Origin of the sequence: Pseudomonas sp. Z18(2022) (genome assembly GCF_036346535.1) — a bacterium.
Lineage (GTDB): Bacteria > Pseudomonadota > Gammaproteobacteria > Pseudomonadales > Pseudomonadaceae > Aquipseudomonas > Aquipseudomonas yamanorum_A.
This window is the reverse complement of sequence record NZ_JAOTOA010000015.1, coordinates 46,220-72,396: the sequence shown is the minus strand read 5'-3', so window position 1 is coordinate 72,396 and position 26,177 is coordinate 46,220. Positions and strand designations below refer to the sequence as shown.

General features: G+C 54.5%; 16 protein-coding genes. 9 read left to right on the top strand and 7 right to left on the bottom strand.

The features are described from left to right. Positions 1 to 11 precede the first annotated feature (11 nt). Positions 12 to 3,320: an ATP-binding protein gene (locus tag V3W39_RS24455; protein ID WP_330213488.1), complete on the top strand. Its 3,309-nt coding sequence runs from the start codon at positions 12 to 14 to the stop codon at positions 3,318 to 3,320. Further along, complete coding sequence (locus V3W39_RS24450) at positions 3,313 to 4,155, top strand: phosphoadenosine phosphosulfate reductase domain-containing protein (RefSeq protein WP_143979023.1); 843 nt, start codon at positions 3,313 to 3,315, stop codon at positions 4,153 to 4,155. Before V3W39_RS24455 ends, V3W39_RS24450 begins: the two co-directional genes overlap by 8 nt. A 2-nt stretch (positions 4,156 to 4,157) precedes the next feature. On the opposite strand, the gene V3W39_RS24445 is transcribed toward V3W39_RS24450, so the two are convergent. The 6 genes from V3W39_RS24445 to V3W39_RS24420 all read right to left on the bottom strand — a co-directional run bounded on the left by V3W39_RS24445 (position 4,158) and on the right by V3W39_RS24420 (position 17,802). Beyond that, positions 4,158 to 5,240 carry a hypothetical protein gene (locus V3W39_RS24445; protein ID WP_330213487.1) on the bottom strand — a complete coding sequence of 361 codons (1,083 nt, stop codon included), beginning with the start codon at positions 5,238 to 5,240 and terminating at the stop codon, positions 4,158 to 4,160. A 3-nt stretch (positions 5,241 to 5,243) separates the two neighbouring features. Further along, positions 5,244 to 7,010, bottom strand: a complete 1,767-nt coding sequence (locus V3W39_RS24440; RefSeq protein ID WP_330213486.1) for an ATP-binding protein — start codon at positions 7,008 to 7,010, stop codon at positions 5,244 to 5,246. 10 nt (positions 7,011 to 7,020) lie between these two features. Next, positions 7,021 to 8,589 (bottom strand): DEAD/DEAH box helicase, encoded by a 1,569-nt coding sequence (locus V3W39_RS24435; RefSeq protein ID WP_330213485.1) that lies wholly within the window; start codon positions 8,587 to 8,589, stop codon positions 7,021 to 7,023. A gap of 161 nt (positions 8,590 to 8,750) precedes the next feature. Then, entirely contained in the window at positions 8,751 to 14,183 is a 5,433-nt protein-coding gene (locus tag V3W39_RS24430) for an FtsK/SpoIIIE domain-containing protein (RefSeq protein WP_330213484.1), read from the bottom strand. Then, positions 14,177 to 15,730, bottom strand: a complete 1,554-nt coding sequence (locus tag V3W39_RS24425; protein WP_330213483.1) for a hypothetical protein — start codon at positions 15,728 to 15,730, stop codon at positions 14,177 to 14,179. The genes V3W39_RS24430 and V3W39_RS24425 overlap by 7 nt, the downstream gene beginning before the upstream one ends. Continuing rightward, positions 15,727 to 17,802: a hypothetical protein gene (locus tag V3W39_RS24420; protein WP_330213482.1), complete on the bottom strand. Its 2,076-nt coding sequence runs from the start codon at positions 17,800 to 17,802 to the stop codon at positions 15,727 to 15,729. The genes V3W39_RS24425 and V3W39_RS24420 overlap by 4 nt, the downstream gene beginning before the upstream one ends. A 261-nt stretch (positions 17,803 to 18,063) precedes the next feature. On the opposite strand from V3W39_RS24420, the gene V3W39_RS24415 reads away from it, so the two are divergent. The 5 genes from V3W39_RS24415 (at position 18,064) to V3W39_RS24395 (ending at position 22,312) form a co-directional block, all read left to right on the top strand. Then, positions 18,064 to 18,498, top strand: a complete 435-nt coding sequence (locus V3W39_RS24415) for a hypothetical protein (RefSeq protein ID WP_330213481.1) — start codon at positions 18,064 to 18,066, stop codon at positions 18,496 to 18,498. Between the two features lie 793 nt (positions 18,499 to 19,291). After that, entirely contained in the window at positions 19,292 to 19,579 is a 288-nt protein-coding gene (locus V3W39_RS24410; protein ID WP_330213480.1) for a DUF6124 family protein, read from the top strand. 184 nt (positions 19,580 to 19,763) lie between these two features. After that, positions 19,764 to 20,198: a hypothetical protein gene (locus V3W39_RS24405; RefSeq protein WP_330213479.1), complete on the top strand. Its 435-nt coding sequence runs from the start codon at positions 19,764 to 19,766 to the stop codon at positions 20,196 to 20,198. Beyond that, positions 20,195 to 20,743: a nucleotidyltransferase family protein gene (locus V3W39_RS24400; protein WP_330213478.1), complete on the top strand. Its 549-nt coding sequence runs from the start codon at positions 20,195 to 20,197 to the stop codon at positions 20,741 to 20,743. The genes V3W39_RS24405 and V3W39_RS24400 overlap by 4 nt, the downstream gene beginning before the upstream one ends. A gap of 111 nt (positions 20,744 to 20,854) precedes the next feature. Further along, positions 20,855 to 22,312, top strand: coding sequence for an ArnT family glycosyltransferase (locus tag V3W39_RS24395; RefSeq protein WP_330213477.1), 1,458 nt, complete (start codon positions 20,855 to 20,857; stop codon positions 22,310 to 22,312). A gap of 6 nt (positions 22,313 to 22,318) precedes the next feature. Here V3W39_RS24395 and V3W39_RS24390 read toward each other — a convergent pair whose 3' ends face one another. Next, a complete protein-coding gene (locus V3W39_RS24390) occupies positions 22,319 to 23,542 on the bottom strand; it encodes an OprD family porin (RefSeq protein ID WP_177129966.1) in 1,224 nt (407 codons plus the stop codon). A gap of 172 nt (positions 23,543 to 23,714) precedes the next feature. Between V3W39_RS24390 and V3W39_RS24385 the strand changes: the two genes are divergently transcribed. Then, a complete protein-coding gene (locus tag V3W39_RS24385; protein ID WP_330213476.1) occupies positions 23,715 to 24,611 on the top strand; it encodes a LysR family transcriptional regulator in 897 nt (298 codons plus the stop codon). Between the two features lie 108 nt (positions 24,612 to 24,719). Continuing rightward, positions 24,720 to 26,159, top strand: coding sequence for a YfcC family protein (locus V3W39_RS24380; RefSeq protein ID WP_177115793.1), 1,440 nt, complete (start codon positions 24,720 to 24,722; stop codon positions 26,157 to 26,159). Positions 26,160 to 26,177 lie beyond the last annotated feature (18 nt).

The following is a 26,177-nucleotide window of genomic DNA, read 5'->3' as shown; positions in this document are numbered from 1 at the left end:
TAAGAGAGGCAGTGCTCGCCGACATCGTCCAGATTTCTCATCAGTACCAACGATCAATCCGTATTGATGCGGACATTGGCCGATCCGACGCACTCGACGGGTATATCTTCCATTCGACCGCAGCGACTGTGGTAGAGGGCATGAGTAGGCAGCTTGCCGCAACCAATCAGCGCAGTTTCACTTGGACAGGCCCCTTCGGCGGCGGAAAATCATCTCTGGCCGTAGCTTTGGCGAGCGCCCTCCATACTGATAAGAGCCTTCGCGCAAAAGCCCGATCTACACTAAATTTGGACTCGAAGCCAAACTTTGACAGTGCTTTTCCAGTTCAAGACGGGTGGCTAGTAATCCCAGTGGTTGGCCGGCGCGGTAGCGTCGTCAAGGAACTGGACTTAGCCCTTCGCAAGGCTCAGGACAAGGGTTTTGAAGGTCGCAACAAACCCAATGCACAGGACGTCATCAATGAACTGATCGCCGAAGCCAAAGACCGCCCGAACGATGGTGTCTTGGTGTTCATTGATGAGATGGGCAAGTTCCTTGAAGCTTCGGCCTTAGGCGTGGGCGACGATGTCTACTTCTTCCAAGAGCTCGCAGAAGCATCTGCCCGCGCTGAAGGCAGACTGGTTGTGATTGGAGTGCTGCATCAATCTTTCGCACAGTACGCCAACCGTCTTGGTATCGACACTCGTGACGACTGGGGCAAGGTTCAAGGCCGTTACCTTGACCTCCCTTTCGTGGCGGCAAGCGACGAGGTTGTCGAGCTTATCGGCCGTGCAATTGATGCAAAGCGGCGACCCGAGTGGATACGGGGGGCCTCTGACTCTATTGCCGATGCCGTCAGGTCACGTCGCCCAGCCGTCGGCAATGATTTCGCTGTTGCTTTAGAACGCTGCTGGCCGCTGCATCCAACCATGGCTGCATTGTTGGGTCCAATATCGAAGCGGCAGTTCGGTCAAAATGAGCGGAGCACTTTTGGCTTCCTATCTTCAGTCGAGCCTTATGGGTTTCGCGCCTACCTACAATCGACTCCGCTGAACCAATCGAATTGGTATCGCCCTAGCGACTATTGGGAATATCTGCGTGCGAACCTAGAGCCTGCCATCCTAGCTTCTGCAGATGGGCACCGCTGGTCCCAAGCTGTCGAAGCTGTGGAGCGCGCTGAGGCCAAATCTGGTGACTTGCTGCAGGTGTCTCTGATTAAAAACATCGCCGTCATCGACCTCTTCCGCACTGGTTCAGGGCTTGCCGCCGACTTACCAGTCTTGTCGACCCTTTTCCACAGCGTGCCACAGGATGAGATCGAGGCCGCACTGAAGAAACTGGCCTCGCTCAAAGTGGCTCTGTTCAAGAGCTATACCGGAGCTTGGTCAGTTTTTGAAGGTAGCGACTTCGATATCGATGCAGCTATTGCCCAAGCTGTAGCGTCATCTCCTGGCATTGACTACGCCAAATTATCCCAGCTTATGGGAATGCACCCAGTGGTCGCCAAGCGGCACTACCACGAAACGGGCTCAATGCGCTGGATGGAAATTTCTCTGCGAAGCATCGAGCAAGCGGAAAAGATCGCAAGTACTTACAAACCCCAGCGGGGAGAGTTCGGCCAGTTCATCCTTGCGCTTCCCGGCCGAGACATGCCTCTTCGTGAGGCTCGAAAGCGAGCTCAGTCCTGTGCTTACGAAGAACCTTGGCCGGTGTTAGTAGGCATCCCGGATAATCATGCCCGGATCGCGGAACTGTCGACCGAATTGGTTGCATTAGAGCAGGTAAAGGAACGCCACGAGCTCGGAGGAGACCCTGTCGCCCGCCGCGAAGTATTCGCCCGCTTGGCCGCTACTCGCTCCGACCTTGAGGACCAACTTCAAGCTGCTGCCTCACTCTGCAAATGGCATGATGGTAGCGACCAGGTTATTGAGCCTGGTGCAAAGCTATCACCTATTGCTTCAGACCTCGCCGACGACCTCTATGAGCATTGTCCTCGAGTGTGGAGCGAGCTAGTTAATCGCGATAGTGTGTCGAGCAATAGCGTTAAAGCCCGCCGTGATCTGTTGCACGCAATGATCAACGCCGAAGGCCAAGAGCGGTTAGGTATTGAAGGCTTCCCTGCCGAGCGCGGCCTTTTCGAAACACTGCTCGTGGCATCACATCTATACCGTAAAGAGGGAGAGGCTTGGCGCGTCTGCGAGCCATGCGAAGCCTCACCCAAAGGCTTTTCCGAGTTATGGGCGTTCACTCAGCAACTCTTTGCCGATACCAGCGCCCGCGTAAGCGTGAGCACCATTTATGACCAATGGAGCATGCCGCCGTACGGCATGAAGCGGGGCATACTGCCAGTTTTTCTGACAGCATTCTTGTTGGTGCATAAAGCCAACATCGCCGTATACAAGGAAGGCATGTTCATCTCTCGACTCAGCGATGCTGACATCGACGAGTGCCTCCAAGATCCGACCCGCTTTACGCTCCGCTGGATCGCGATTGATGAGGATAAGAGCCGAATTCTAGATGGCATCTCTCATCTCCTCGAGGAAGTGGGGGAAATAGGAGGAGTTGCTGATCCTCTAGAGGCGGCGCGTGGCCTTGTGGCGTTAATTTTTAATTTGCCAGAGTGGTCTCGGCGCACACAGCGGCTGGGTGAAACTGCCAAAGCAATTCGTGACATGCTGCTAAAGGCCAGCGACCCGCACAAAGTGCTGTTCGTCGACTTACCAACGCTGCTGGAGGTAGCCGATGGCAAAGCCTACGTGAATGCTCTGCGCGCGCCCCTGAAAGAAATCGCAACAGCTTACGCAATGATGCTCTCCGAAGTAGAAGCCAAGATGCTTGAAGCACTTGATGCACCTCTCGACAACTTGGAATCACTCCGTGAAAGGGCGCGGGCTGTTGCAGGCGTTTCAGGCAACTTCAGGCTCGATGCATTCTCGACAAGACTGGGGTCTTACGATGGCAGCCGCTCCGTCTTGGAAGGTATTCTGAGCCTAGCCGCCGATAAACCACCACGCGACTGGGTGGACCGCCATATCGATGCTGCGGTGCTCGAACTTGTCCAATTCGCCAGACGTTTCCGCGAGGCTGAGGCCTTCGTCGCGGTCAAAGATCGTCCAGCACAAAGTGAAGCAATCGCAGTTGTCATTGGCGTAGGAGCGGAAACAACAACGATTTCTAGATCCTTTTCGATCTCAGAGCGTCATCGTGAAACAGTAGAACAAAAGGCCAATGAAATAGCCAAAATGCTGGAGGATCAAGGCCTTGATACTGACATTTTACTTGCCATCTTAGCCAAAGTCGGAATGAACCTGGTTATCGAAAAGGAACAGATGCATGACTGAACGACACGTACTGGGTTTATCCGGAGGAAAAGATAGCGCAGCTTTGGCAGTGTGGATGCGTGACCACCATCCCGAGCTGGATATCGACTACTTCTTTACTGATACCGGCGAGGAACTTCCCGAGGTCTACGAGTTCCTGGGACGACTCGAAGGCTATTTAGGAAAGCCCATCGAGCGACTTAATCCCCGTCGGGACTTCCGCTTTTGGCTGCGTGAATACAACCATTTCCTCCCCAGCGCACAGACTCGCTGGTGTACGCGTCAACTCAAACTGGCACCATTCGAACAGTGGGTAAAACCATGGCTGGCAGCTGGTGATAAAGTTTTCTCCTATGTAGCGATCCGGGCTGATGAGGAGTACCGCGAGGGGTACTCAGCAAAAGCCGAAAACATGCATGTGAAATTCCCCTTCCGTGAGGCGGGCGTCGATAAAGCTAGTGTCGTCGATATTCTCGAGTCCTCTGGATTGGGTTATCCAAAGTACTACGAATGGCGCTCTCGCAGTGGCTGCACATTCTGTTTCTTCCAACAAAAGATCGAATGGGTTCGCCTCAAAGAGCGCCACCCCGAGGACTTCGAAAAGGCCAAGGCATTAGAGAAAGATGCACTGGAGCATGGTTCACCTTTCACTTGGACTAAGGGGGAGTCGCTTTGGGATCTAGAGAAGCCTGCGCGTGTTACTGAGATCAAAGCCGAATATGAGATCCGCCGTGCGCGCCTTCGTAAAAACATCCCTGTGAACCCGCTACGCCCAGTGAAAATATGTCCGGAAGATATCGATGACATTTACGGGGACGACGAAGGAAACAGCTCATGCTTGATCTGTCATAAATAAATTTAGAGCATATCCAGAAAACTCTCGAGGTCAGAGATAGAGATACTCTTTACCCTCTTAGTACCGAGCACCGAACTCTCATCCATCGCGATCAAAATGGATATTTTTTTTACTGATCTCGGCATATCCTGACCTGAGTATTTGACGAACAACTCTAAATCATGCCAACCATGAGGCCACTCATCGACCACATAACCCGCTCGCTCAATTGGGGTGAATAGTAGTTCGTAGCGAACCGCGGACTTTGGACAGATAGCAAATTCGCCAAATGCCTTGGCAACTTCTTTCCGATTCAATGTGCCAGAGCAAGTCTCAGGCATAATTGCGACCGGGCGGTATCTCATTTCTCTGCCCTGTGATGACACTCTCAATAGAAACCACTCGACGACGGCAGTTGAAGCCCCGCCATTAATAACAGAGAGCGGAAGCACTATTTCAAATGCTCTTCTTGAGATTTCTGCAGGGCTAGAAAGCTCGACACTACTCCAGAGCACACTGCAATCTACGGACAAACGTTGCTTGATTGCCTCTGGATAAGCAACAGCAATCCAATGCAACAGCCATCCATCAAATTCTTCCCGAGCCAATCGCTTACCATAAGCCGCACCTTCCAAAAGGCGGGCAGAAATTAAGTATACCAATGACTCCCGAACTGCTACGGGCAGCGGATCGATCGCCTTAAGTAACAAATAGCGATCTAACTTTGTGATGGCCTGATCGGTTAGCGCCAATATATCTATTGGCGAAGGCGGGGGAACATCGACGCCATCAAAAGGAGCCTTCTCAAGGACCGCGGCAGCTATAGGACCTGCCAACATAAGTTGGTAACTCTCAGCCTGCCCCGAAGCTTTAAGCTCTTTGCACCAAGAAACGACATCTGCCAGACCAATCTGATTTTTAGAAGATTTAACCTGCTGAAGGCGACTCCCTCCGCCGGAAAACTCCCAAAATATGTCCGCTTTTTCATTAATCGAATCTGGCTCAATAGTGACAGCCACCCAGGTTCCCTCATTCGCCTGTAATGAATCCAACAAACAAATCAAAGTTTGGATAGAAAAACCTCGTATTGCTTCGCGCCCTCCCACCAATTAATCCTCTAGGTCAAAGAAATCCATGGCTATACGCCCCCAATTCAAGCGTGCGTCTTCCATGGCGAGACGTGACTTTTCACTAGGTGCTTCATCTTCCATTCGCGCCCATGCTGCAACTAAGGAAAGGACTTCTTTAGCATATTGCTTATCAGGGCCATCATCATCTCGGAGAGCTTCGAAAAGCCGACCATGAACGGGGTGTCTAGTATTTAAAGTTACGAGAATGATGCCACCAGTTGCGCCCACATCGAAAATCATCTGCCCCGGAGCATCGGCATGCTTAAACCGGAATTTGATTTTCTTACTTACATAATCTACGGCAATCTCATGAGCCTTATCACCTTCAACTCCATCCTGAATTATTTCAGTAGATAAAGCATTAGTACGTTCATCATCCGACAGCGCCTCTTGCTTGTCACTTCGACCTGTATCCCCAACACGATCTCGACGACGATTAACAGAGTCCGTAGCTGCCTGCTCTGCCTTGTTCTCGGCACGGTCCTTCTTCGTCTGAACGCGGTCTCCTTCGCGCATTTTCGCCACCTGAGCGCGCATAACACCCAGCATTTTTTCGATCTCTCGACTGATACGATACATAGGCAGTCTGGGATCGCTATCTAATTCCAGCATTTCGCGATAACTACGCTCTGACAGCCCCTCAGCCTCCGCATCCTCCTCGAAGCTTAAGCGCATAAATCCAGTTGCTGCTTGCTTATTGTTGGTCACGCCAAAAACATCATCCAAACCAGGATCGAACTCAACCTCAATACCCCACCAACGCTCGCGAGAGTCGTAGGAATGAAGGAAACTATGATTCATCTCTAGTTCACGACCGGATCGCACAACAGAAATCCCCTGATTCTTTAGAGTATGCTGCCCAATAGGCTTAGCTCCCCCATCCCGTCTAGCTTCGGGCTTACAGATTGACGCACGAACTATCACTTCGTGCTCCTCTCCATTATGGCCAACCAGAATCTTCAGCTCTCCAAATTTTTCAAACGCGGGCACCTGGTCAAACGGCAAAGGAGCATTAGTGCCACTCATTAGATACAATGGATCATTAGGCCGAACAAAACTTTCATACAGCGCAGGGTAACCGGACCCGTTCTGCTCATAAGCTGCAAGTCTAATCCGTACAGACTTTTTATTAATAAATTGACGGTATACGCGGCCGGCAATAAACTCAGTATGCCTTAGAAGCGTTGTACTTTGCTTCCATGAGACTCGATCCAGATCACTCCAGACCACCAGAGTTCCACTTTCTCCAATCTCCCCTACGATCAATGACAGCCACATAGCGGGAATCGTCGAAACACTTGGGGCGGGGACATCGGTCATTACTCCTTTTTTGATTTCCTCTACATCTAAATATGCATGGTGTACTATTCCTTTTTGCCAGCTCCACACATCAACACGCTTACATTGAGAGATTGACGAATTCGGAAGCCCCATACCAAACTTGCCAATCCCTTTTTGATTCTTAGGCTCAAGACGAGATCCATTTCCGAACTGAAGCGCTTTACGTAGCAATGCAGGCTCCATACCTCCGGCATTATCATAAACCGCCACATTGGAAAGCCGTCGACGGCCATTACCGTGGACGGTATCGATGCATATAAGCTCGATCTCTGTCCGCTCACCGGACTCCTGGCCAGACTGAACAGAATTATCAATTAACTCGGCTAGCACATGCGCGGTATCTCGATACCCCGAACTGCGCATTGCAGAAATAGAAAGATCTTGAGGAATAATTGGGAATGACATTGCTAGTTTCCTAAATATCTAATTTATTCCAGGTATCAAGGCTTTCCGTCAGCTGCCGTTGCACAGGCAGCGAATCAGAAGCGACTATGATCCGCAGGTAATTATTTTCAGTTCTTTTGGTGCTTGCTAATCGCCCCACTATCCCAAGAAATACGGACGCCGATAATGTAGGGACTGCAACGATACCAACAGCAACAGAGGGAATAGAATCTCCCGAAATGAAAAAACCATGAACGCAAAGTATCTGCTCATCGCGAGAGTTAAATCTTTGTATAATGACTGCTCGTTCGTCTGGGGACTTTTCACTAGTCACCGACATTGCTCTAACACCGCGCAAGGCTAGCAAACCGGCAAACAAACGAGCGTGCTCGGCAGTTGTAGCAAAAAACACAACTTTACCTGCAGCCTTTGACTCAGCCAGAAGCAAGTCTAGCAAGCAACGGTTGCGCTCAAAGTCCTTGCTCAACTCATTTACAAAATCAAGATCAAATTCCAGCGCATTATCGTTTACAAATTTTGCTATACCGCACTTTAGATCCCGAATCTCAGTGATGACTTTACCTACATAACCAGCATCTCGTAGCAGCTTCATGGGATCTTCATCATCAATAGTGATGCATGCCCCTGAAAATTTTGCACGGAACGCTGCTTGGTGAGGTATTTGAGTTATGCCGCAAGAGGATATAGCTGATATCCCCACCAAACTAATGGCACCCTCTTTCGAAAACCGCTCGATGATCTTAACTCCGATCGGATGAGTAACATGCTCGGCATCACTGAAAACTATCACTCGGGTCTTTCGACCTATTTTTTCTAATCCGCCCCCCTCATCGTTGAGTTTTCTAATATCGGCAACGATGATACAATTTTCTAGACTGCCTAGATCTGGAACAGGCCGATCACCATAAACACGATAAATTGTCACATCCCGCGACCCTATTTGCTCCCATACCTCACGAAGTTCAATAAATGCCTCATCGCAAAGGGCTTCACCTATCCCAAGCCAAACAATAGCTCTTCCATCTGGCTCAGACCGATAAAGATCGAGTACTGCGGTAACCACTAATCGCAACTTACCCGCACCAAATGGCATATTAACTAAAACTGATGTGTCTGGGTTGGCAATGAATTTTCTTAGCTTTCGAAATGCCGTTAACTGGTGAGACCTAAGTTTATGGTTCGCCACAGCTTTCCGTGATCCTTCGACCTCTCTGCCTTTGGAATTATTGGCGTCTACCGCCACATCATACCAACCCATTAAAACTTCTAAATTCAGGAGGTTATTGTCGAAATCAACGCCCTTCAACGTCATCATTGCCGCAGAAGTCGGAAATTGAAGAAGTTCACAGAGCGCCCTTCCCTCATCACCGTCCAAATTTGAAAAAAGTAAATTACGAATGGCACTGTCACGCAACGCACCTTCTTCACCATGCATACTTACAACTAGATAGGCTAAGCCATCCACGTTATATGCATCACTACCAACCGCTTTTAGGAGAGCTACGGTAGTCTCCCCCAACAAAGTGACTAGCGAGTTTTCGTCGCATCGCGCCAAATGATCAACAAGTTTTTTTGTCACTGATACCACCTTCACGCGATACTTAACAGTCGCTTGGAATGCTCGCACACTTAGGAAAACTCTTATGATTGCGACTTATGACTGCACCGGAGCTCTGATTGAGGTATAGCCATGCCCCAATTAGTTCGTTTAAGAACTTCGTGACGATCTCAATCGCATCGTCAATTTTCACGACTACTGGCTCCGTGCATTGAGTTATCAGAGCAGATGGCTAGTACTGCCATTTCAATATCCTGATCTGACAGAAAAGGGGCTTGAGCAAACACTAACCCCTGCTCGCCATTAAGCTTAGCGGCAAGATGCCCCCTCCCTAGCAATAACTCAGCGCCCGGTCGATCTAGCGCAATTTTCGAAGTTGCCTCGCTAGAGACCTTTAATATCAAACGGTTGCCTAAATTCTCGCGAAGCTGCATCGGCATTACGTCCTTGTCTGGACGCTGTGCTGCGAAGATCAAGTGAATACCTGCTGCACGCGCCTTCACACCCAACCGCTGAACTGCCGTACCGACTGCTGATTTATAAGCATCATCGAGCATCCAATCTGCAAATTCGTCGTGGATCAGGAAGACCATTGGCAATCGCTCTTCGGTCGATACTTTCGAGTTGTAGGTCGGTAAATCGCGAGCTCTGGCTTTCGCAAAAGCGCGGTAGCGGTCCTCCATCTCTTCAACCAGAGCGTCGAGAACCTCGGAGGCTTTCTCCTTGGTGGTTACGATTTCATCCCGCATATGCGGCAAGTCGGCCAATGGCGCGTAGTCAACCCCCATCTTAGGATCGATCAAGATGATTTGGGCTAGCTCCTTAGGATTGGTCGCAGCGATATCTAATATAAGAGCCTGGATGAGAACTGATTTGCCACTGCCCGTACCTCCAGCCACCAATGAGTGCGGTTCATGCGATGAAAGACCACCAAATTCAGCACCCAGATTCAGATACAGCAACGCGCCATTAATCTCCTGGAGCCCCAGAAGAAATGAGGTGTTGATACCCGCAACATTTCTATTGAGGTCTCGACGCGACCAGAGCTCCCAAAGGGACACAGCCTGCCTCTTTGCGCCAGCGACCGTAACCACGATCTCGCCTGGCTTAGGTTGGACAGTTACTAGGTTGATGGCGTGAGTAGTAAGGAGTTGTGTTCGTTTATTCTCGATATCTTCGACACGCAAGCGATCAGAACCTGCCAAACGAACTAGGCAGCCGTTTGGAGTCAAGCGAGTGCCTAGAACAGCCGCCTGGAGACCGTAGCTATTAAGCGCAGATTTAAGCCTCTTTGTGACCTCTTGAGCCCATTCCTCCCGTTCGACATCGGCTTGCGCACCACCGGAGAACTTTGACGCGACCAGATCAGAGAACCCGCCCCCGAAGCTGGAGCTCGTAACAGAAAGCTGATCTGAAGTTGAATCTGCAATAGCTGCGGATGCAAGAACCGGCTCCTCTGTCAGTACTGGAGGCGCAACCACTGGACAACTCGGCGCAGCCATCTCGGCGTCGTTACCTAACGAAGCGGCTTCTTCAGCAAACGTATCAATCTGCCCACTTGATAGCTGACCTATTGCAGCCAACCATGGCACTCGCGGGGCGGGCAATTTAAAACAGTGCCCTTCCCAAGGCTGCTGGGCCCCAATACCTGATCGAACCTCGTGACCTCCAGAGCCTTTAGCATAAGCTTCGGCGAGTTTTCGCAAGTCCGGCCGATCGAAAACCTCCTGCCAAGCCATAACGCCCCCTGTCTCATCAAGAAGCTCCTGCTCAGACGCCGAGGCGGAACCTGCGTCCGAGGTGTGAACGTAAACGTGCGAGTACCCACGCAGGGAAATCTCTACATCGCCATCTCGCAACTTGGCGCGAGCACGCTCCATCAAATCCGTCATACCGGGCGGGATGTCCGCATCTATAAGCATATCGGCCAAGCGGGCCAACCAAATATCCCGATCAAGGCGACCAGGATCACCGAAGAGCGCCTCACGGAACATGCCTAATGTTGCTAATAGTTGATCCTTGGAGCCTCGTCGCGCCTGAGCCACCCCATCGGCTCCAACATATTTTGCCTCAACAATTGAAATGACGACGCGAACAGTCTCCTCGTACTCCTCAACGTTGAGCGCCAAAATATCCGCGATACGGCTTTCAGGTTGAGATAGCCAGCTTGCGTAATCGTCGAGTAGGAAATAGGCGGTCAATACCTGCCTACCATTCGCTGAGGCTTGGAACTCCTCTGCAAGCAAGTAACGACTTAGCACAAGGCCTAGCATCTCTCCTGCAGATACACCTCGCTTGGCTGCACGCAGTACGATATCTCCGGAGACTGAAAGTGCGTCGCGCTTCGCCTTGTCGACAGCGATTTGAATCTCGTCGGATCCGAGCTGGAGATTCAACTCATCCAAGCGTCTACGAACCAACACGCTCAACAACCGAAGCTCCGAGGTCGAGCTAACAATCATATTGCGGCCATTAGTCGAGCCTCTACGGTAGCGCACCACCGTAATGTTGTTGTGCTGAAGCTGGCGCTTGTCGAGAAGCTCGTCGTAGGTGGCTACCCATTCGGCCAACTCGTGAGCGTCCCTGATTATTTCAGCCAGAGCTGGGCTTTGAAGGGAAATGCGGCGTGCAGGCAGTAATCGCTCCCCTGGCATAGCGTCCGTCTGCCGGCAAACTGCGGCGACAGCCGACACGTACGCCCAACCTGATGCCGTTTGCCATGGGCAAACTAGGAATGTGGTCGACTTCAGCTCGTTCTCACCTGACACGCTCCGGTAAGACCAGCGGGAAGGCGCATGATCCAAGTTCGGCCGATCGTTGGTCCACTGCACTGGGAGCCATTCTGTTTGGGCCTCGCGCGCGACCACGTCATGCAGGAAAGCCACATCGAAAGCCTTAAAACCCAGCGCACTCTCTCTTGGAGTCGCCGAGAGGGGCATTACAGAAATACGCAGCTTCGAGATGAAGTTTTCGCTGGTTTCGCTGACTACTGGCAGATCGGGATCATCACCAGCCTTGTTGACCAGCTCGCCATAGACTCGCCGCAGCTTTCCTTGATCTGAGTGGCGTACCGAAACGCTGCATTGGAGCTTGCCATCCTCTTGTATAGAGGAGAGCTCGCGCACTGTGGCCAGCGGCAACTCAGCTGCATCTGCGTTATAAAGCACAACGCTAAGGTTGCTTGCCTCGTGGGGCTGCAGCCCAACATAACGCTCCAAGAGCTCGCGCGCCTGTTTGGCTGCAGCCGTTGGATCGACATCGGTCATGGCTTCCTCAGCGCCACGCGTCGGTGACTCCAAAAGACTATAACCGTTAACCGTGCTGCTCTCCGAGACAAGCGTCAAAGCGCCGCCCCGATTGAGAACCGCAATCTCTGGATAGAACGGATGAGCGATCTCGTCGGTAAGTTCCCGCATAAAAATCTCGCGGTCACCATAGAGAATGCTAGCGCTGGAGAGCAAGTGTGTAGCGAAACCGGCAACGCGTCGCGTCTTTACCGCAAGAGCCTTCATTCGTTCTGGATGCCAAGGCGGGATGATAACTGCTGGGTTTTCGCCGGCAACACGCACCGTCCCGACCGATAGTATTTCAGCGACCAGCCGCGAGCGACACACATCACCACGAGCATTTACCATCAAGGTGTTCAAAAGTTCGGCGTAAGACTCCGCTTGACGCATAACGGCATCGCCATGTAGCCCAGTCGTGACGAAGTCCTCCATCGCCTTGATGTAATCCTCCTCGAACTTATCCCACGATACCTTTACCTCGCTCTGCTGATGAGCCGTCAGCCTACCCTGCTCGGCGAGCTCTTTGATCCGGGTCTTAATCACATGGCGCAGGCTTTGGAGCTTGCTGGCCGAAGAAACCAGCGACCCCGCATCAGTCGAGTAAGTCGCCTCCAGAGTCCCGGTGTCGAGCAACGAGACGTTTTGTACCCCACCCTTCTTGCTTACTAACTTGCGGGGGACTTCGGTACAACCTACCGCGCCCTTCTCCAAGAGGCGGCCCATGTCTGCGACCATCGACAAGCCAATTGACGTGGGCCTGTAGCTCCAAAGGAGCTGCGTTTTAGCTAACACTGCCTCTTTGTCCTTAGCGATCTGGATCAAGGCAACGTCAAACTTGATCTGCAGGGCTAGGCGCGATAGCGACGGGTTCGGACGAACCTTGCTCTTCTTATCATTGCGAAGCTCCTTCTCCTTAGCGAAGAAGGCCTCATAGTCGAAGAGGGGATCGGGTAAGTTTGCATTGCCCAACCGCTCGACCTTCCACTCTACCTTGGAGCCCATGAGCTCCTTTAAGCCGCGGTACATAGCCGAGAAGTAGCTGCCGGCGTCGTAGTTGAATCGCTCGCGCCACTCCTTACGGCCTTTGGTCACAGTGAAACGTAGGATCCGCTCTCCTTCCGAATCACGCAGGCCGGCATGCAAGCTATTAACCACTCGAGCGAAGCCTTCGAAGAAGTCATTGCAGTCAATGGGCTTGCCATAGAGAGCTTTTTCCCAGCGCGAGCAAAGTTTGCTGTCTTGCTCCAAGAGCCTTCGCTGCTTAACGAAAAATTCTTCGTCCTCCTCCGTGAAGTCAGAGCGACGCTCACGCCCCTTCAAGTCCTCCAATAGCTTGCGACCCTCGGCATCGAGTGAGTCCTCCTGATCACACTCATGATCGAAGAAACGGATCGTGGACTCTGCTAAGCCAAGTTGCTTTTCTTTCGGTTTGTCAAAGGCAAGATAAACGCCATCGCTTTCCCACTCGAATTGGGCGAGGGCATCGGATGCCTCTTGATCTCCAGCAGGAGCTGCGACGAATGCATCAAGGGCTTGGCGGGCCCCCTCCGAAATTTCTGCAGTATTAGCCTCGACTCGCTCAGTAATCTCCTCCGCGTCAAGAGGCTGGCCATTCTGGCGGAGTTTTTTAAGCAGCGGCGCACGCTGAGCAAAGAGTTTGGTGAAAGCCTTGTGCCATGGTTTACGCGATGCTGAGAAAGTTTTGGCATTCGAGAAGAAGGCGCTGTCTCTGGGGAGTCCCGCGCATGGTAAGGCGTAACCAACAGCATCACGGATGGGCAGCCCGTGCGTGGCGATAGCCTCGACAATTGCAGAACAAAACTCGCCAAGCTGCACTAACGAAAGTTCCGAGGATGCTAACAATCCGGCTAGGGCTGAATGGAACACCGATCGGTCGTCGAGGACTGGTGCAATACCGCCCGAATGAAGCGTGGCCTCGACCCACGGATCAGGGTCAGCCCGCATCTCCTTGGCGCCAATGGCCATGACATGACCCAATGTGTCCGCGAGGTTGTGCTCGTTGCCATTGGCAGTCAGGATCGCCGCTTTGGCGGTCAAAGCGTTATTGCGCACATAGCCTGCGTTATGTGGAATCAGAATGTCAGACGGTAGGCCTTGGCCTTCTACCAAGGCCTCCGGGATCATGAGTTCTACCCGGGCAAGCAGGTCCGGATTGGCAAGGATGGCTCGTGCGACTGCCCCGATCTGACTGGATGAAAGCTTGTCTAGCCTGAAGAGCGCAGCCAAATCACCAGACTGGCCAGGATTAGATATGCGTTGGGCGAGAATATTCGCGCCGACACGCCCAATAATGCGATCAGTCAGCATGCCGCTTCTCCCTGAAACGCAAACGGGTTTTCTACAAATGAGCAGGAGTCAGAAAGCCTGCGAACCAAGCCCAAGCTGACGAGACGGGCCTCAAGATTGTTTCGGTTCTCGCTGAGTTCTTCTTGGTCTACTAACTTGGCGCTGACTAAGCGCGCACCCTCTGCGTCACCAATTACCAGGCCATATCGGCACTTGGCTTCGGCGAGAAACTCATCGAACTGCATCCTGTCTTCCACGATGGAAACCACAATCGACTTGAGTAACCTATCGTTCGGCGCATAGCGGGTGCGTCTCGATAGTCTGCGTGAGCTGAGCCCGATAGCACGCGACCATGACGCATGAATTTTGCCGACATGCTGCTGATGGCGTGCCAAAGCATTATCAGCCAGTTTGGTAACCAACTCATCTGGACTCTTATCGGTGGAGTCCTCGTCGTCGCCACCATCAGTCGGCGGCCACTGGAAGCACTCACGCATGAGTTTTACACGCTCAGCATCCGGAAACTCTGCAGATTCAGCTGCAGCCCATTCAACATTCAACCGGATCGACTCAACATGAGCCCGCACCGCCTTTGCTGGCAGCCCTTGATTGAATTGATAGCTATCGCCAGAAAGCGCTCGCACCTTCGTTCGCTCCTTGGAGACGATTTCGCAGATAATCTCGACCGGATCGTCATCACCAGCAACCCGCTTAGCTCGTTCCAAGAAATAGAGCAGCATGTTCAGGCCAGTGATCGCGATCAAATGCTCCAATGCATCATAGATCGGCATATCCCTGTCCAAGATCGACAACCAGTCGTCGCAGATTTGATCGAAACGATTATTGGCAATTTCGGGTAGATAACCCGAAAGCCGGGGCTCTTCGACACCCTGCGGCGTACCTTGCAGAGCCCTAACCAAACGATTCATCGTTGCTTCGTTATCGAATAGGCGCTTGGCAAGGCTGTCACCGAGCTCCGCTCCACGCTTAGCCCGTGTGAGCATGAGATAGAGCAGCTCGCCTGTACGAGCAAAGAAGCGACGATCGTTGCTCATATTTCCTTTTGCATTGATCGCCAAGTCCTCATAAAGAGCGTCTGGGCCGAAAGGAAAGACGAACTTGGAACTCCAACGCTTGTTACTGCGAGACTCGAATGACGAGGAACGCAGCAGTTCGATAGCCTTTGCGAAGTCATCAAAGCTAGTGAATGAGCGGCGCAGATAGGTCATGTCTTCATCACCATTACCTGTGGCTCCCTGTCTAAAGCGCTCAAACCACTGCTTCCACTTCTCCTCATCAGACGCGGCGCTCTCCGCAATCGATTCGACGTATGGGTTGTTGAACAGTAACCCACGCAAACGGACTTGCCGCTGCGGCTTGAACATAACTGAGCCGCCCTGATCCTGGTGAGGCCTGAGCGGCTGATCCAAATTCGAGCCGAGTACGCCCAAGAACTCTAGAACAGTCAGGTGAGGAAGCTGCTCGTCATAAAGGCGATGACCCCAAATGTTCTCGTCGACGCAAAAATCGACGCTTTTAATCTCAGGCCTCTTGATTATTCCACTCATTCCGAGATCCTCACCGTCACAGGACGTGAAAAGCCGCGACCACCTGGCTCAATATCGATGAAGTTGAGTGTCAGCATGGCGGTCTCACTACCTACTTCATCATCATCTCCTGCTAGGCTGGCTTTCTTGACGATCTCTGCCTTCCGTAAGAGCTTCGCCTTGAAAGCCAGCAGATCTTCGAGGCACTCATTGGAGAAGCTCGCTGGCAAAGCCCCCTCAGCCACACGCGAGAGAAACTCATGACGGATAGGGGTCAAGTCGAAAGCAACCGAATTGCCCGGGCCCGCAGCGAGCGAAACGTCGAGTCGAGGGCGGCCCGTATCCTCGACAAGCTTGATCGCCATACCTACGCCGCCCTGCCTGCGGGAGAACGTCTCGTGGTCACAAAGCACGCTGACTCGGCTTTGAGTGAAACCGCCCGAACTAGCGATGAAGATGCGATCTTCGTTTTCGAGAAGGAGACCTGTTAATACGCGGTTAAGGCCCTTAGCAAGGCGCCCGCGGACTATCTCGCTAACGGGCTTCTGCGCCTTGAGCGCTTCGATGATTTCCAAGTAGTCCCCAGCAAAGCAGAATGCTGTCATCGACCAATGCGGATAACCTCTTTCCCCATCCGGAAGTGTGAAGAAGAGCCTGCGTCGCTGGTCTTGAAGCATCGTAAGGAACTCGGCCGCCTCTCCTTCCAAGCGTGCCCCCTCATACCCTTCCAAATAGGAATTTTGGGCAGCGCGGAAGGCAGTCGTGGCCCCATAGATAGGATCGATCGCGACCAAACGCTCGAAGTCGGCTTGCAGCCGCAAATCGTCCTTCCCATAAACCAGCAACCCATCAGCAGCATTGGTGGACTCATCGCCCACGCCAAAGCTGGACATCGCCTTGAAGATGGGGCGGTCAGAGGTCCTTCGCTTAAGGAGATTGGCTCCGAAGGCGTTGGCATAGACACTAGCCGCCCCAAGAGTGCCTCCTTCCTGAATCTTCGCGACATCGGCACAGGTCAGCAGGTTGTCCTTGGCCTGCTTGGCATCGGAGCAACCGAGGATCATATTTGAACAAAGCGCAAGTAAGTCGCGTATAGGTAGATGCAGCCCATTGTGCCTGGCGATTTCAACCAAATCGCCCAAGCGACGAGAGAGCTGTCCACCATCCGCCTCACCCAAAAGCCTGCGGCGATTCTCGTCGATGGGACAAACTTTACCGTAGGCCTGAAGTGCACAGCGTTTGCAGTTGTCCCACTCGGGATGCCCCGCCACAGCCATAGCCACCTCATCTAACGTTTTGCGGCTAGTCGAGCGACTAAGATCGAACACAGCCAGGCGCTCAGGAGCTGGCCCGGCCTGTAAGAAGCGCTCTTGCAGCGGCTTGCGAAGTGGGTGATCACGCTCCTGGCGACGGCCTAGATCACGTAGACGATCAAGAATTTGGCCATGGTTTGCGGCAAGAATCACTACCTCAGAATCATCGCCTTCTAGCACCGATCTTTCCAGTCGCCGCAATGGCAGATCGCTCTCGTCGCCATTGAGCTCGGAAAGATCCTTGATAAAGACAGCCAAGCGACCATCCGCCAGATGTAACTCTTTCACGTTGCCCTTGGCGGCCCAAGCCTTGGGGTCCCCCCCAATGCGCTCCCACAGGGCACGGCAATGGTACGTCTTACCATCACCAGCTGTTCCAGCTATCAAAATAGATCCTGGCGCCTTGGATTCAATGTGCCCCACCATGTCCTCTAATAGAGGTGTCGACAGGCTAATCGGCTTTACTCCTGCCTGTGCCAACGCCCTCGAAACGTACTCGTCGAACATCGCCAGATTGCTCGATGACGGCCCATAGCTACGTAGGAATTGAACCCAATCACTTGCCGGTGGAACCTCAATGTCAGTACGCCGTACAGAGCCGCCACGACCTTTACCGGCCTGCAACACCCCCTGTCCTATCAGGGAGTCACGCGTCTGCCAATAAAACTCATCTCTTAGCTGTGGAAACTGAATCCTGAGTTGCTCTAGCAACGACTGGTTTCCAATACTGGAACCATCAGAGGGAACGGAGGCCAACAGGGCCTCAACCAACTCATTCATGCACCAAACTCCCTCTGGCACCAGTCTTGACGGGCACCATCCAAATCAAATAACGACTGTGAATAGGGTAGGTGTACTGTAAGGCTGCGGCAGCAGCGCATATTGAGAACCATCCCTGCGATACCGCGACGTTCCATTTGCTATGTCTGTCACCTTATCTACTGACCGAGCGCGGGTAAAGACATGCTCAGTGTTTTTGGCGGCCTACTCAGGTAGCCGGCACGCAACTGCTGAATCTAGGGCGTGCTCCGCCACTAGCAAATGTCTCGCCAAGGCTCCCCTGAACTCCTGGGGCGAGGTGCCGAGGCTCTGCAGACCGTCACCGAGCGACGATTTTCTGATTCCGAATTAATGACCAATCTCTGGCTCGACTATGCAGTTGGTGACGTGCTTCGGTATTTGATGGATCAGTGCAAGGTCTACAACCACGACCTTGACGATGAGGGCATTGAAAAAATCAAGGCCACCGTCCTGTTTGCGCTCCACACCTACAGTGTTTCCCAGCTCTGGTTCGTAATGTGGAAAGTCGTCCGGGATGCTGCCAATCTCGCGAACCGCGAGTATTACAATCGGCACAAGGCAGCAGCGACGATTCCCAACAAAATTCGTAAGCAAATCGAATGGGCTAACAAGCAAGGTGGTATCGACAGATACTGGGAATGGCATTTCTTGCGTTGTTTGAAATTGACGAGTTAACAGCCGGGACGCAGGTACTGGCCAAATTTGCTCAGTTAAGCGCACAAGCGAGTCGGGGGGACGTTCAAGGTGTAGCCAGCGACTTCATGCAGGGAGCGCTCAGCAGAAATGTTTCACTTTGGGCGATGGAGCAGTTCGCGGGGCTCATACGTAATGGCCTCGACACTAATAGCACTCTTGATGAACTGGTCAGGTTCAATCCGGAAACATTTAGCGTAGCGACTAGCTAGATTTGGATCGGCGCTTCCGTTGTTTGGAGGGCGGGACAGCGCATGGTGCGATAACCAAATCAATTTATTCACGATTGGAGCATGCTGGAAAAACGGTATTCCACAGCAAAATGAAAACCAAGCAAATACTTTTAAATCAAATAGTTACAGAACATATTCAGATTACCCCGGCCCAAATACGAAGCACCTCCAAAACCCGCATTGTGCGGGTTCTGGTGGTGCTGAGGCCCTGAAAAAACGCCGCCGAACGGGCCTTCGGACTTTTCCCGCAAGACATCGCGCCCTTGGTGAACTGGTGCTGATCAATCGACACGACTAGCCTTGAAACGTCGCTGCAAAATCAGCGACCGGGTTTAGCAGCTCGGTTAATATCAAGGCATGCAATGCCACCATCCGTTCAAGCGAGCATCCGCGTTCGCTAGTCCGCGTTATGGCGGCTGTGCGTGGGGCACTTTCGAGTGCGCTGGGTTCCTTGATTCCTGGTCTGCTAACCCGCGTACAGTCGCCACCCTTTTCGTTTAGCAGCGATGTCTGGCGACTCCACCAATCAAGGAGTTGCAGTCATGAAAAAGCACAGCCCCAACCCTCCATGCCCGGGCCAATCCGGCACGGATATCTTCTGTATCGCCCAAAACATCGACCCCAAAACCCTGCTGGTACAAGCCTGCGAAACCCTCGCCTCACTGAACGCGCTCACTACCGACCTGGCTTTCGAGCTTGATGGCGCCTTTCGCCATAAACTTCTGGCCACCCAGCAATTGAGCGTCCTGGGTGAGTTGCTGGTGACGCGCGCATTGGACATTCTTGTGCCAACGGCAGATTCAGCAGCTGCGGAAAGGGCCGTTTCCTGACAGGGAACATAGCGATCCGCTTGAGCCCCCCAACAGTAAGAAAAAGGTGAGGGTCTATTTTCTTTTAAGATAAACCCCACCTTTGTTGAAACATAAGGACGTGTGCCGCAGTGAACAAGAATTCCTACGCCTACCTGATACCTGTCGTGCTGGGCGTACAGCTTCTGTTGGCCCTGCTCTTTATATGGCAGTTCAGCATTTCGCCGGCCATCCACTTCAAGCCGATCGCGGGGAAAGCCTGTTTATCCGTATCGCTCGTCCTGACCCTGGCTGCGTCCGTGATTGTCTGGCGCGTAAGAAAACCTCAGATACGGCTCGAAAAAAATGGAACCTGCTTAAGGCGTTTGCCGGGATGTTCATCGTATGCACGCTGTTATCGGTAACGCTGTTTTCGTTGGCCATTTTATGTTCAGGCGGCACCCGCAGCAGCTATACAGCTCACTACGAATATTCGTCGGGCGGAAGTAAAAGCTGCAGCGGAATCAGGGTCTTCGATCCTGAACTGAATAAGACGATTAAAATTTGCCGCCCCACGGGGATCGGTCACCGCGATGAAGTAAGGGTGGTGAAAGTCAGCAATGACCTGGGGATCGTTGTAAAAGAGGCCGTAATCCTTTGAGCGAGAAAGCCCTCCAGACACTGATCAGCAGCGATCCTTTACGCTGGCACCTTCTGGCCGTCGTCCGCGCCCTCGCCCTCCCCGACTGCTGGATCGGCGCCGGCTTCGTACGCAACGCCGTGTGGGATCACCTGCACGGTCGCCCCCTGTCACCACTGACCGGTGACGTCGACGTACTGTGGTTCGACGCCACCTGCACCAACCCCGACGAAGACCGCCGTCTCGAAGCCCTGTTACGCGCAGCAGAACCCGCCATCGACTGGTCAGTCAAAAACCAGGCGCGCATGCACCTGCGCAACGGCGACGCGCCCTACTGCAACGCCAGCGACGCCATGCGCTTCTGGCCCGAGACGGCCACCGCAGTAGCCGTCAGAAGAACCGCAGAAGACCTGTGCGAAGTATCAGCCCCTCTCGGCCTGGACGACCTGTTCAACCTCCAACTCAAACCCACACACCGCTTCGTCCAAGAAAAACACGCCATTTACCAGCAGCGCATCACCTCCAAAGGCTGGCTCACCCTCTGGCCGCTGCTGAAACAACCCTGACCCTACAAAAACCTCACATTCATTCACGAATTATTAAGAATCGCCCTCGTATACTCACCGATCGCCCGGACTGTTCCCCCGAACGGTCCCCTGCCCCGGTAGCCAGAATCCATGACGCGTTCCGCTCCTCTGCTGCTCCTGCTTGCTGCGCTGTTGTTCTTCTTTGCCCTTGGCAATCACGAGCTGCAAGGCTCGACCGAGGCCCGTGTGGCCGGGATCGCCATGGCCATGCACCTGGATAACGACTGGGTGGTGCCGCGATTGTTTCGTGAACCGTTCCTGGAAAAACCGCCCCTGAGCCTGTGGCTCGACGCCGGGGCGATTCGGCTGTTCGGCGGCACCACCTGGGCAGTGCGCCTGGCGTCGGCGTTTGCCGGGCTGTTCAGTGTGATGCTGCTGTACGGGATGCTGCGCAAGTTTGGCCGGCCCAAGACGCTGGCGTTTGTCGCGGCGTTGATGCTGGCGACCATGGCCAGTTACTGGAGCAATGTGCGCGGCGTGGGTGAAGATTCGCTGCTCACCCTCGGTATCACCATGGCCTTGCTTGCGTTCTATCAGGCCAACCGCCCCGAGTCGGAGCGCGACAGTTCCAACCTGGGCACCTGGTTGCTGTTCACCCTGGGGATGGTGATCGCTACCTTGAGCAAAGGTGTGCTGGGCCTGGCCATGCCGGGCATCGTGATCTTCGTCTATCTGGCCAGCACCAGCTTGATGGATAAACGATTCAAGCTGGGGGACTGGATCAAACCCGGGCTGTTCACGCTGCTGGCGCTGGTGCCGCTGATGATCTGGCTGGGTTTCCTGTATCAGCGCGACGGCCTTCAGGCGGTACGTGAAGTGTTGCTGACCAACAGCGTCGGGCGCTTCAGCGGCTCGTTTGTCGAAGCCGGCCACTACGAGCCGTTCTATTACTACATCGTCAAATTGCCCGAAGCGTTTTTGCCGTGGAATATCCTGGTGTACCTGGGGCTGTGGCACTTCCGCAAAAGCCTGGTGCGTAACCGCTACCGCCTGTTTTTCAGCGTGTGGCTGGTGGCGCAATTCACCTTGCTGACGCTCGCCTCCAGCAAGCGCACGGTGTACCTGATGGCGCTGACACCCGCCGCCGCCGTGCTGGCCGCCGAGTATGGCGGCGTGTTGCTGGGCTGGCTGAAAAGTCGCGGACAGGTGTCACACGTCGCCGAACATGTTTATGAACATCGCCGCGGCCTGGTGGGTGGCTTTTTCGTTGTGGTAGTTGCCTGCTACCTGATCGCTGCTTTCTGGTACGCGCCGAAGGCCGATAAGCGCCAGTCGTTTGTACCGGTGATCAGCCAGGTCCAGGCAATGCAGGCGCAAGGCAAGGAAGTGGTGTTGTATCAGGCCAACGAGCGGATCGCCGGCGCCGGGGTGTTTTACATGCAGGGTTATCTGACGATCCTGCAAACGCCGGAGGAGCTCAAAAGCTACCTCGCGGCCAAGCCCGGCAATGTGGCGTTGGTGGACAATACAGACCGGCTGAACGTGCCGGTGACGGTGGTCAAGGAGATGGCGGTCAACCGTCAGCCGTACTATTTCGTCGAGCAGTAAGGCCTGTTACCACAGCGCCAGGTCGTACGTGAGGTAAACCCGGTAGTTGTCACGATCGCTCGCATAGGTCGAGCGATACGTGGCCTTGCGCAACTCGATGCCCACGCCTTTGAAGGTGCTGTCCTGGATCACGTAGCGCAGGTTGGTGTCCGACTCCCACTCACGGGCTTCGCGGCCCTTGAAGTCACCGTTCTGGCCCTTGTAGTAACGGGTCATGAAGGTCAGGCCCGGCAGGATGGCGGCAAAGTCGTAGTCATAGCGCAGCATCCAGGTTTGCTCACCGGCCTGGATGAATTTGCCGACGCCGGCGTTGCTGAAGGAGTACACCGTCGACACGCTGGCGTAGGGCAGCGCGGTATCGCCGGTGACTTTCTGATAGCCCACCCCCAGCGCCTGCGGCCCCAGCCGATAGGTGAACAGCCCGCTGAACATGTCGCTGTCGACCTTGCCATTGCGTGCTTCGCCCGCTTCGTTGCTGATGAAGTAACGCAAATCGCTGGTCAGGCTGCCGGCACCCAATGGCTGTTTGTGCACCAGGCCGAAGAATTGCTGGCGATAGAATTCGCGCATTTCACCGTAGTACCAGGTACCGCTCAGCTTCGGCGTGAAGGCATAGGTGGCGCCGGCGAAATCAAAGTCGCTGCCCTTTTTCCCGCTGTAGCCCTGGGGATAAATATCCACGCTGTCGGTCGAGTTTCGCAGCTTGAACTTGTCCAGATGCCCGGCGTGCACGTACAGGTTACGGATGCCGCTGTACTCCACTTGAGTGCCCTGGAACGTTTGCGGCAACAGCCGGCCATCGTTGTATACCAGCACCGGAATTTTCGGCAGCAGCGTACCGGTTTTCACCACGGCTTCGCCGATGCGCATCTTGGCGGTCACCCCCAGGCTGGAGAATTCGCTGGCCGCGCGGCCGTCGTCGTGCACGGGCAATAAGCCGGTGCCGGCATGGGCGCGGCTGGAGTCGAGCCGGATCCCCGACAGCCCCAACGCATCCAGGCCAAAACCCACCGTGCCCTCGGTATAGCCCGATTGCAGGTTGAGCAAAAAGCCCTGGGCCCACTCCTTGCGGTCCTCGCCGCCGTCGCGGTAACCGTCGTTGAAGTAGTAATTGCGCAAGGTCAATTTACCGTGGGAATCCTCCCAGAAACCCTGGGCCATCAACGCCGGTGACAGGCTCGCCAACAAGCCTGCGCACACCACTCCTCCCCTCGTGAAAAGCTCACGCATAACCGTCTCCCGAATGCCGTATTGTGGTTTTTTATGGGCAGTTGCTGCCTGCGACAGGCTGGACGGCGTGTCGCATTGCGGCGGACACTAACGGCTGATCGAACCCCCGGCAACGTTATGCGAGAAGCGCATCAGGCTATGCGCAAAGCCCTCAAACCACAGGAAAAACACGGTGAATCTCAAGCAGCTCGAAGCCTTCAAGGCGATCATGTCCACCGGTTCGACCATCGGTGCGGCGACCCGCATGGGCCTGTCGCAATCGGCGGTCAGCCGGTTATTGAGCCAGTTGGAAGAGGCCTTGGGTTTCGCGTTGTTCCTGCGCAAAAAGGGCCGCTTGATGGCCACCCCGGAGGCTGAAGAACTGCTCACCGAAGTGGCCGGTCTGGTGGACGGCATGCAGCGTATCCAGCGCCTGGCGGATGAGATGCGCGTGGGCCGTTCGCGCAAGAGCCTGATCAAGGTCGGGGTGCCCCCCAGCATGACCCAGGAGCTGCTGCCACGGATCGTCGCCGAGTTTCTCAAGGGCCGTGAAGACATCGTCGTCGAGTTGCTGACCGGTTCCTACGACATGATCGAACGGGCCGTGCTCGACCGTTCCGCCGACCTCGGTTTTGTGCGCTTGCCCACCGAGATTCCCGACTTCGAGATTGAACCGGTGCTGGAAACCGAAGGCGTGTGCGTGATGCCGGCGGACCATCCGTTGGCCCGGCATGCCTGTATCGAGGTGCAGCACCTGCGGGATGTGCCGCTGGTGATGCTGGGCCGGCAACGGGCGCTGCGGGCCGAGTTGAACCAGGTGTTTCGCGCGGCCAACCTGACGCCGCAGGTGCGGGTCGAAGTGCATTCGGTGGGCGCCGCGTGCAGCTTTGTCGCCGAGGGGTTGGGGGTATCGATCGTCAATGGTTTGCTGGCCAGTCACTTCATGCATTTGCCGATTGTGGTCCGCCCGTTTCGGCCGGCATTGCCCTATGCATTCGGCCTGGCGTTTCGTGCGAATGAGCCCCGGTCCAAAGTGGTGACGGCGTTTGCCGAGCATCTCAAGCAGCGCCTGGCCGCACAAAACGCATAGCCCAACCCAACCCGCGCATAACGTTGTCGCCGCTAAAACTTTGCCCTAGTGTCCGCTCCACAAGTGTCACCCGACACAACAATAACAGCGCACACCGGGGCAACCAGCATGACCGAACCGCAGATCGTTCGTACCCACTCGCCGACTGAAACGCCGGTGGAAAAACCCGCGCAACGCAAGCAGATCAACCCGGCCATCATCCTGTTGAGCATCGTGCTGCTGGCCGTCGCCTTCACCTACGCGGTGAACTCGGGCAAGTTCCAGCGCCAGAATGGCCTGGTGGTTCCCGGCTCCTACCAGGTGCTGGAGAAACACGATTCCCTCGGCCAACTGTTCTCCCTGGAACCGCGCAAGGCCGGCGATACAGTCGCCCGGCCGGTGTCACTGGTGGAAGGTTTCATGGCCATTCCCCAGGGCATCGAAAAACGCGCGGCGCTGATTTTCATGGTGCTGTTCATCGGTGGGATGTTCGGCGTATTGAACAAGGCCGGGGTGATCGACGCCGGTCTTGAGCGCTTGCTGGGGCTGACCCGAGGCAATATCTACGTGCTGGTGCCGAGCCTGATGCTGGTGTTTTCCGCCGGCAGCACCTTCATGGGCCTGGCCAAGGAATTCATCCTGATCGTGCCGTTGATGGTGGCCATGGCCAACCGCCTGGGGCTGTCGAACCTGATCGGGCTGGCCATCGTGACCATCTCGGTGAAGATCGGCTACCTGGCCTCCATCTCCAACCCGGTGGCGCTGTCCGTGGCACAACCGATGGTGGGGCTGCCGATTTTCAGCGGCTTGAGCATGCGCGTCCTGGCCTACTGCACGTTCCTGCTGGTGGGCATCGCATTCGTGTTGTGGAGCATCCGCAAGCACGGCTTTGATGCCAGCGCGCAGATCACCTTCGAACGCAAACCGCTGCCCCTGCGCCACCTGCTGAACCTGATCGTACTCGGTGCGGGCATTGGTTTCCTGGTGTACGCCTCCAACCGCTGGGAGTGGAAATACCACGAGCTGTCGGCGTTCTACCTCCTGCTGACCGTGGCCTTCAGCGTGATCGCCGGGCTCGGCGCCAGCACCGCCGCCAGCGCGTTTGTCGACGGCATGAAAAAGGTGCTGATTGCCGGCGTGTTGATCGGCCTGGCGACCGCCGTGGAAATCATCCTCAGCACCGGCCAGGTGCTCGACACCATCGTCAACAGCCTGGCCAACCTGGTGGGCGATCACGGCCCGGTGGTCTCGGCCTATGGCATGTTCTTCGCGCAATTGGGGCTGGATGTGCTGATCCCTTCCACCTCGGGCCAGGCGGCGGTGACCATGCCGATCTTCGGGCCGCTGGGGCAACTCTCCGGCGTCAGCCCGCAAACCACGGTGTTCGCGTTTTTGATGGGCAACGGCCTGACCAACATGATCACCCCGACCTCCAGCGGCCTGTTGGTATTGCTGGCCACCGCCAACGTCGGCTGGGGCCAGTGGGCGCGCTACATCCTCCCGCTGTTTCTGATTTATGCCGTGCTGGCGATGGTGCTGTTGGCCATTGCCGTAGGCACCGGGTACTGAACCGATGAGTGTTTTTTC

Bases quoted from the DNA above. Each gene is read 5' to 3' on its own strand.
- V3W39_RS24440 (WP_330213486.1), bottom strand. From the start codon at position 7,010: ATGTCATTCCCAATTATTCCTCAAGATCTTTCTATTTCTGCAATGCGC.
- V3W39_RS24380 (WP_177115793.1), top strand. From the start codon at position 24,720: ATGACCGAACCGCAGATCGTTCGTACCCACTCGCCGACTGAAACGCCG.
- V3W39_RS24410 (WP_330213480.1), top strand. From the start codon at position 19,292: ATGAAAAAGCACAGCCCCAACCCTCCATGCCCGGGCCAATCCGGCACG.
- V3W39_RS24405 (WP_330213479.1), top strand. From the start codon at position 19,764: ATGGCAGTTCAGCATTTCGCCGGCCATCCACTTCAAGCCGATCGCGGG.
- V3W39_RS24450 (WP_143979023.1), top strand. From the start codon at position 3,313: ATGACTGAACGACACGTACTGGGTTTATCCGGAGGAAAAGATAGCGCA.
- V3W39_RS24430 (WP_330213484.1), bottom strand. From the start codon at position 14,183: ATGCTGACTGATCGCATTATTGGGCGTGTCGGCGCGAATATTCTCGCC.
- V3W39_RS24420 (WP_330213482.1), bottom strand. From the start codon at position 17,802: ATGAATGAGTTGGTTGAGGCCCTGTTGGCCTCCGTTCCCTCTGATGGT.
- V3W39_RS24425 (WP_330213483.1), bottom strand. From the start codon at position 15,730: ATGAGTGGAATAATCAAGAGGCCTGAGATTAAAAGCGTCGATTTTTGC.
- V3W39_RS24395 (WP_330213477.1), top strand. From the start codon at position 20,855: ATGACGCGTTCCGCTCCTCTGCTGCTCCTGCTTGCTGCGCTGTTGTTC.
- V3W39_RS24390 (WP_177129966.1), bottom strand. From the start codon at position 23,542: ATGCGTGAGCTTTTCACGAGGGGAGGAGTGGTGTGCGCAGGCTTGTTG.
- V3W39_RS24415 (WP_330213481.1), top strand. From the start codon at position 18,064: ATGTCTCGCCAAGGCTCCCCTGAACTCCTGGGGCGAGGTGCCGAGGCT.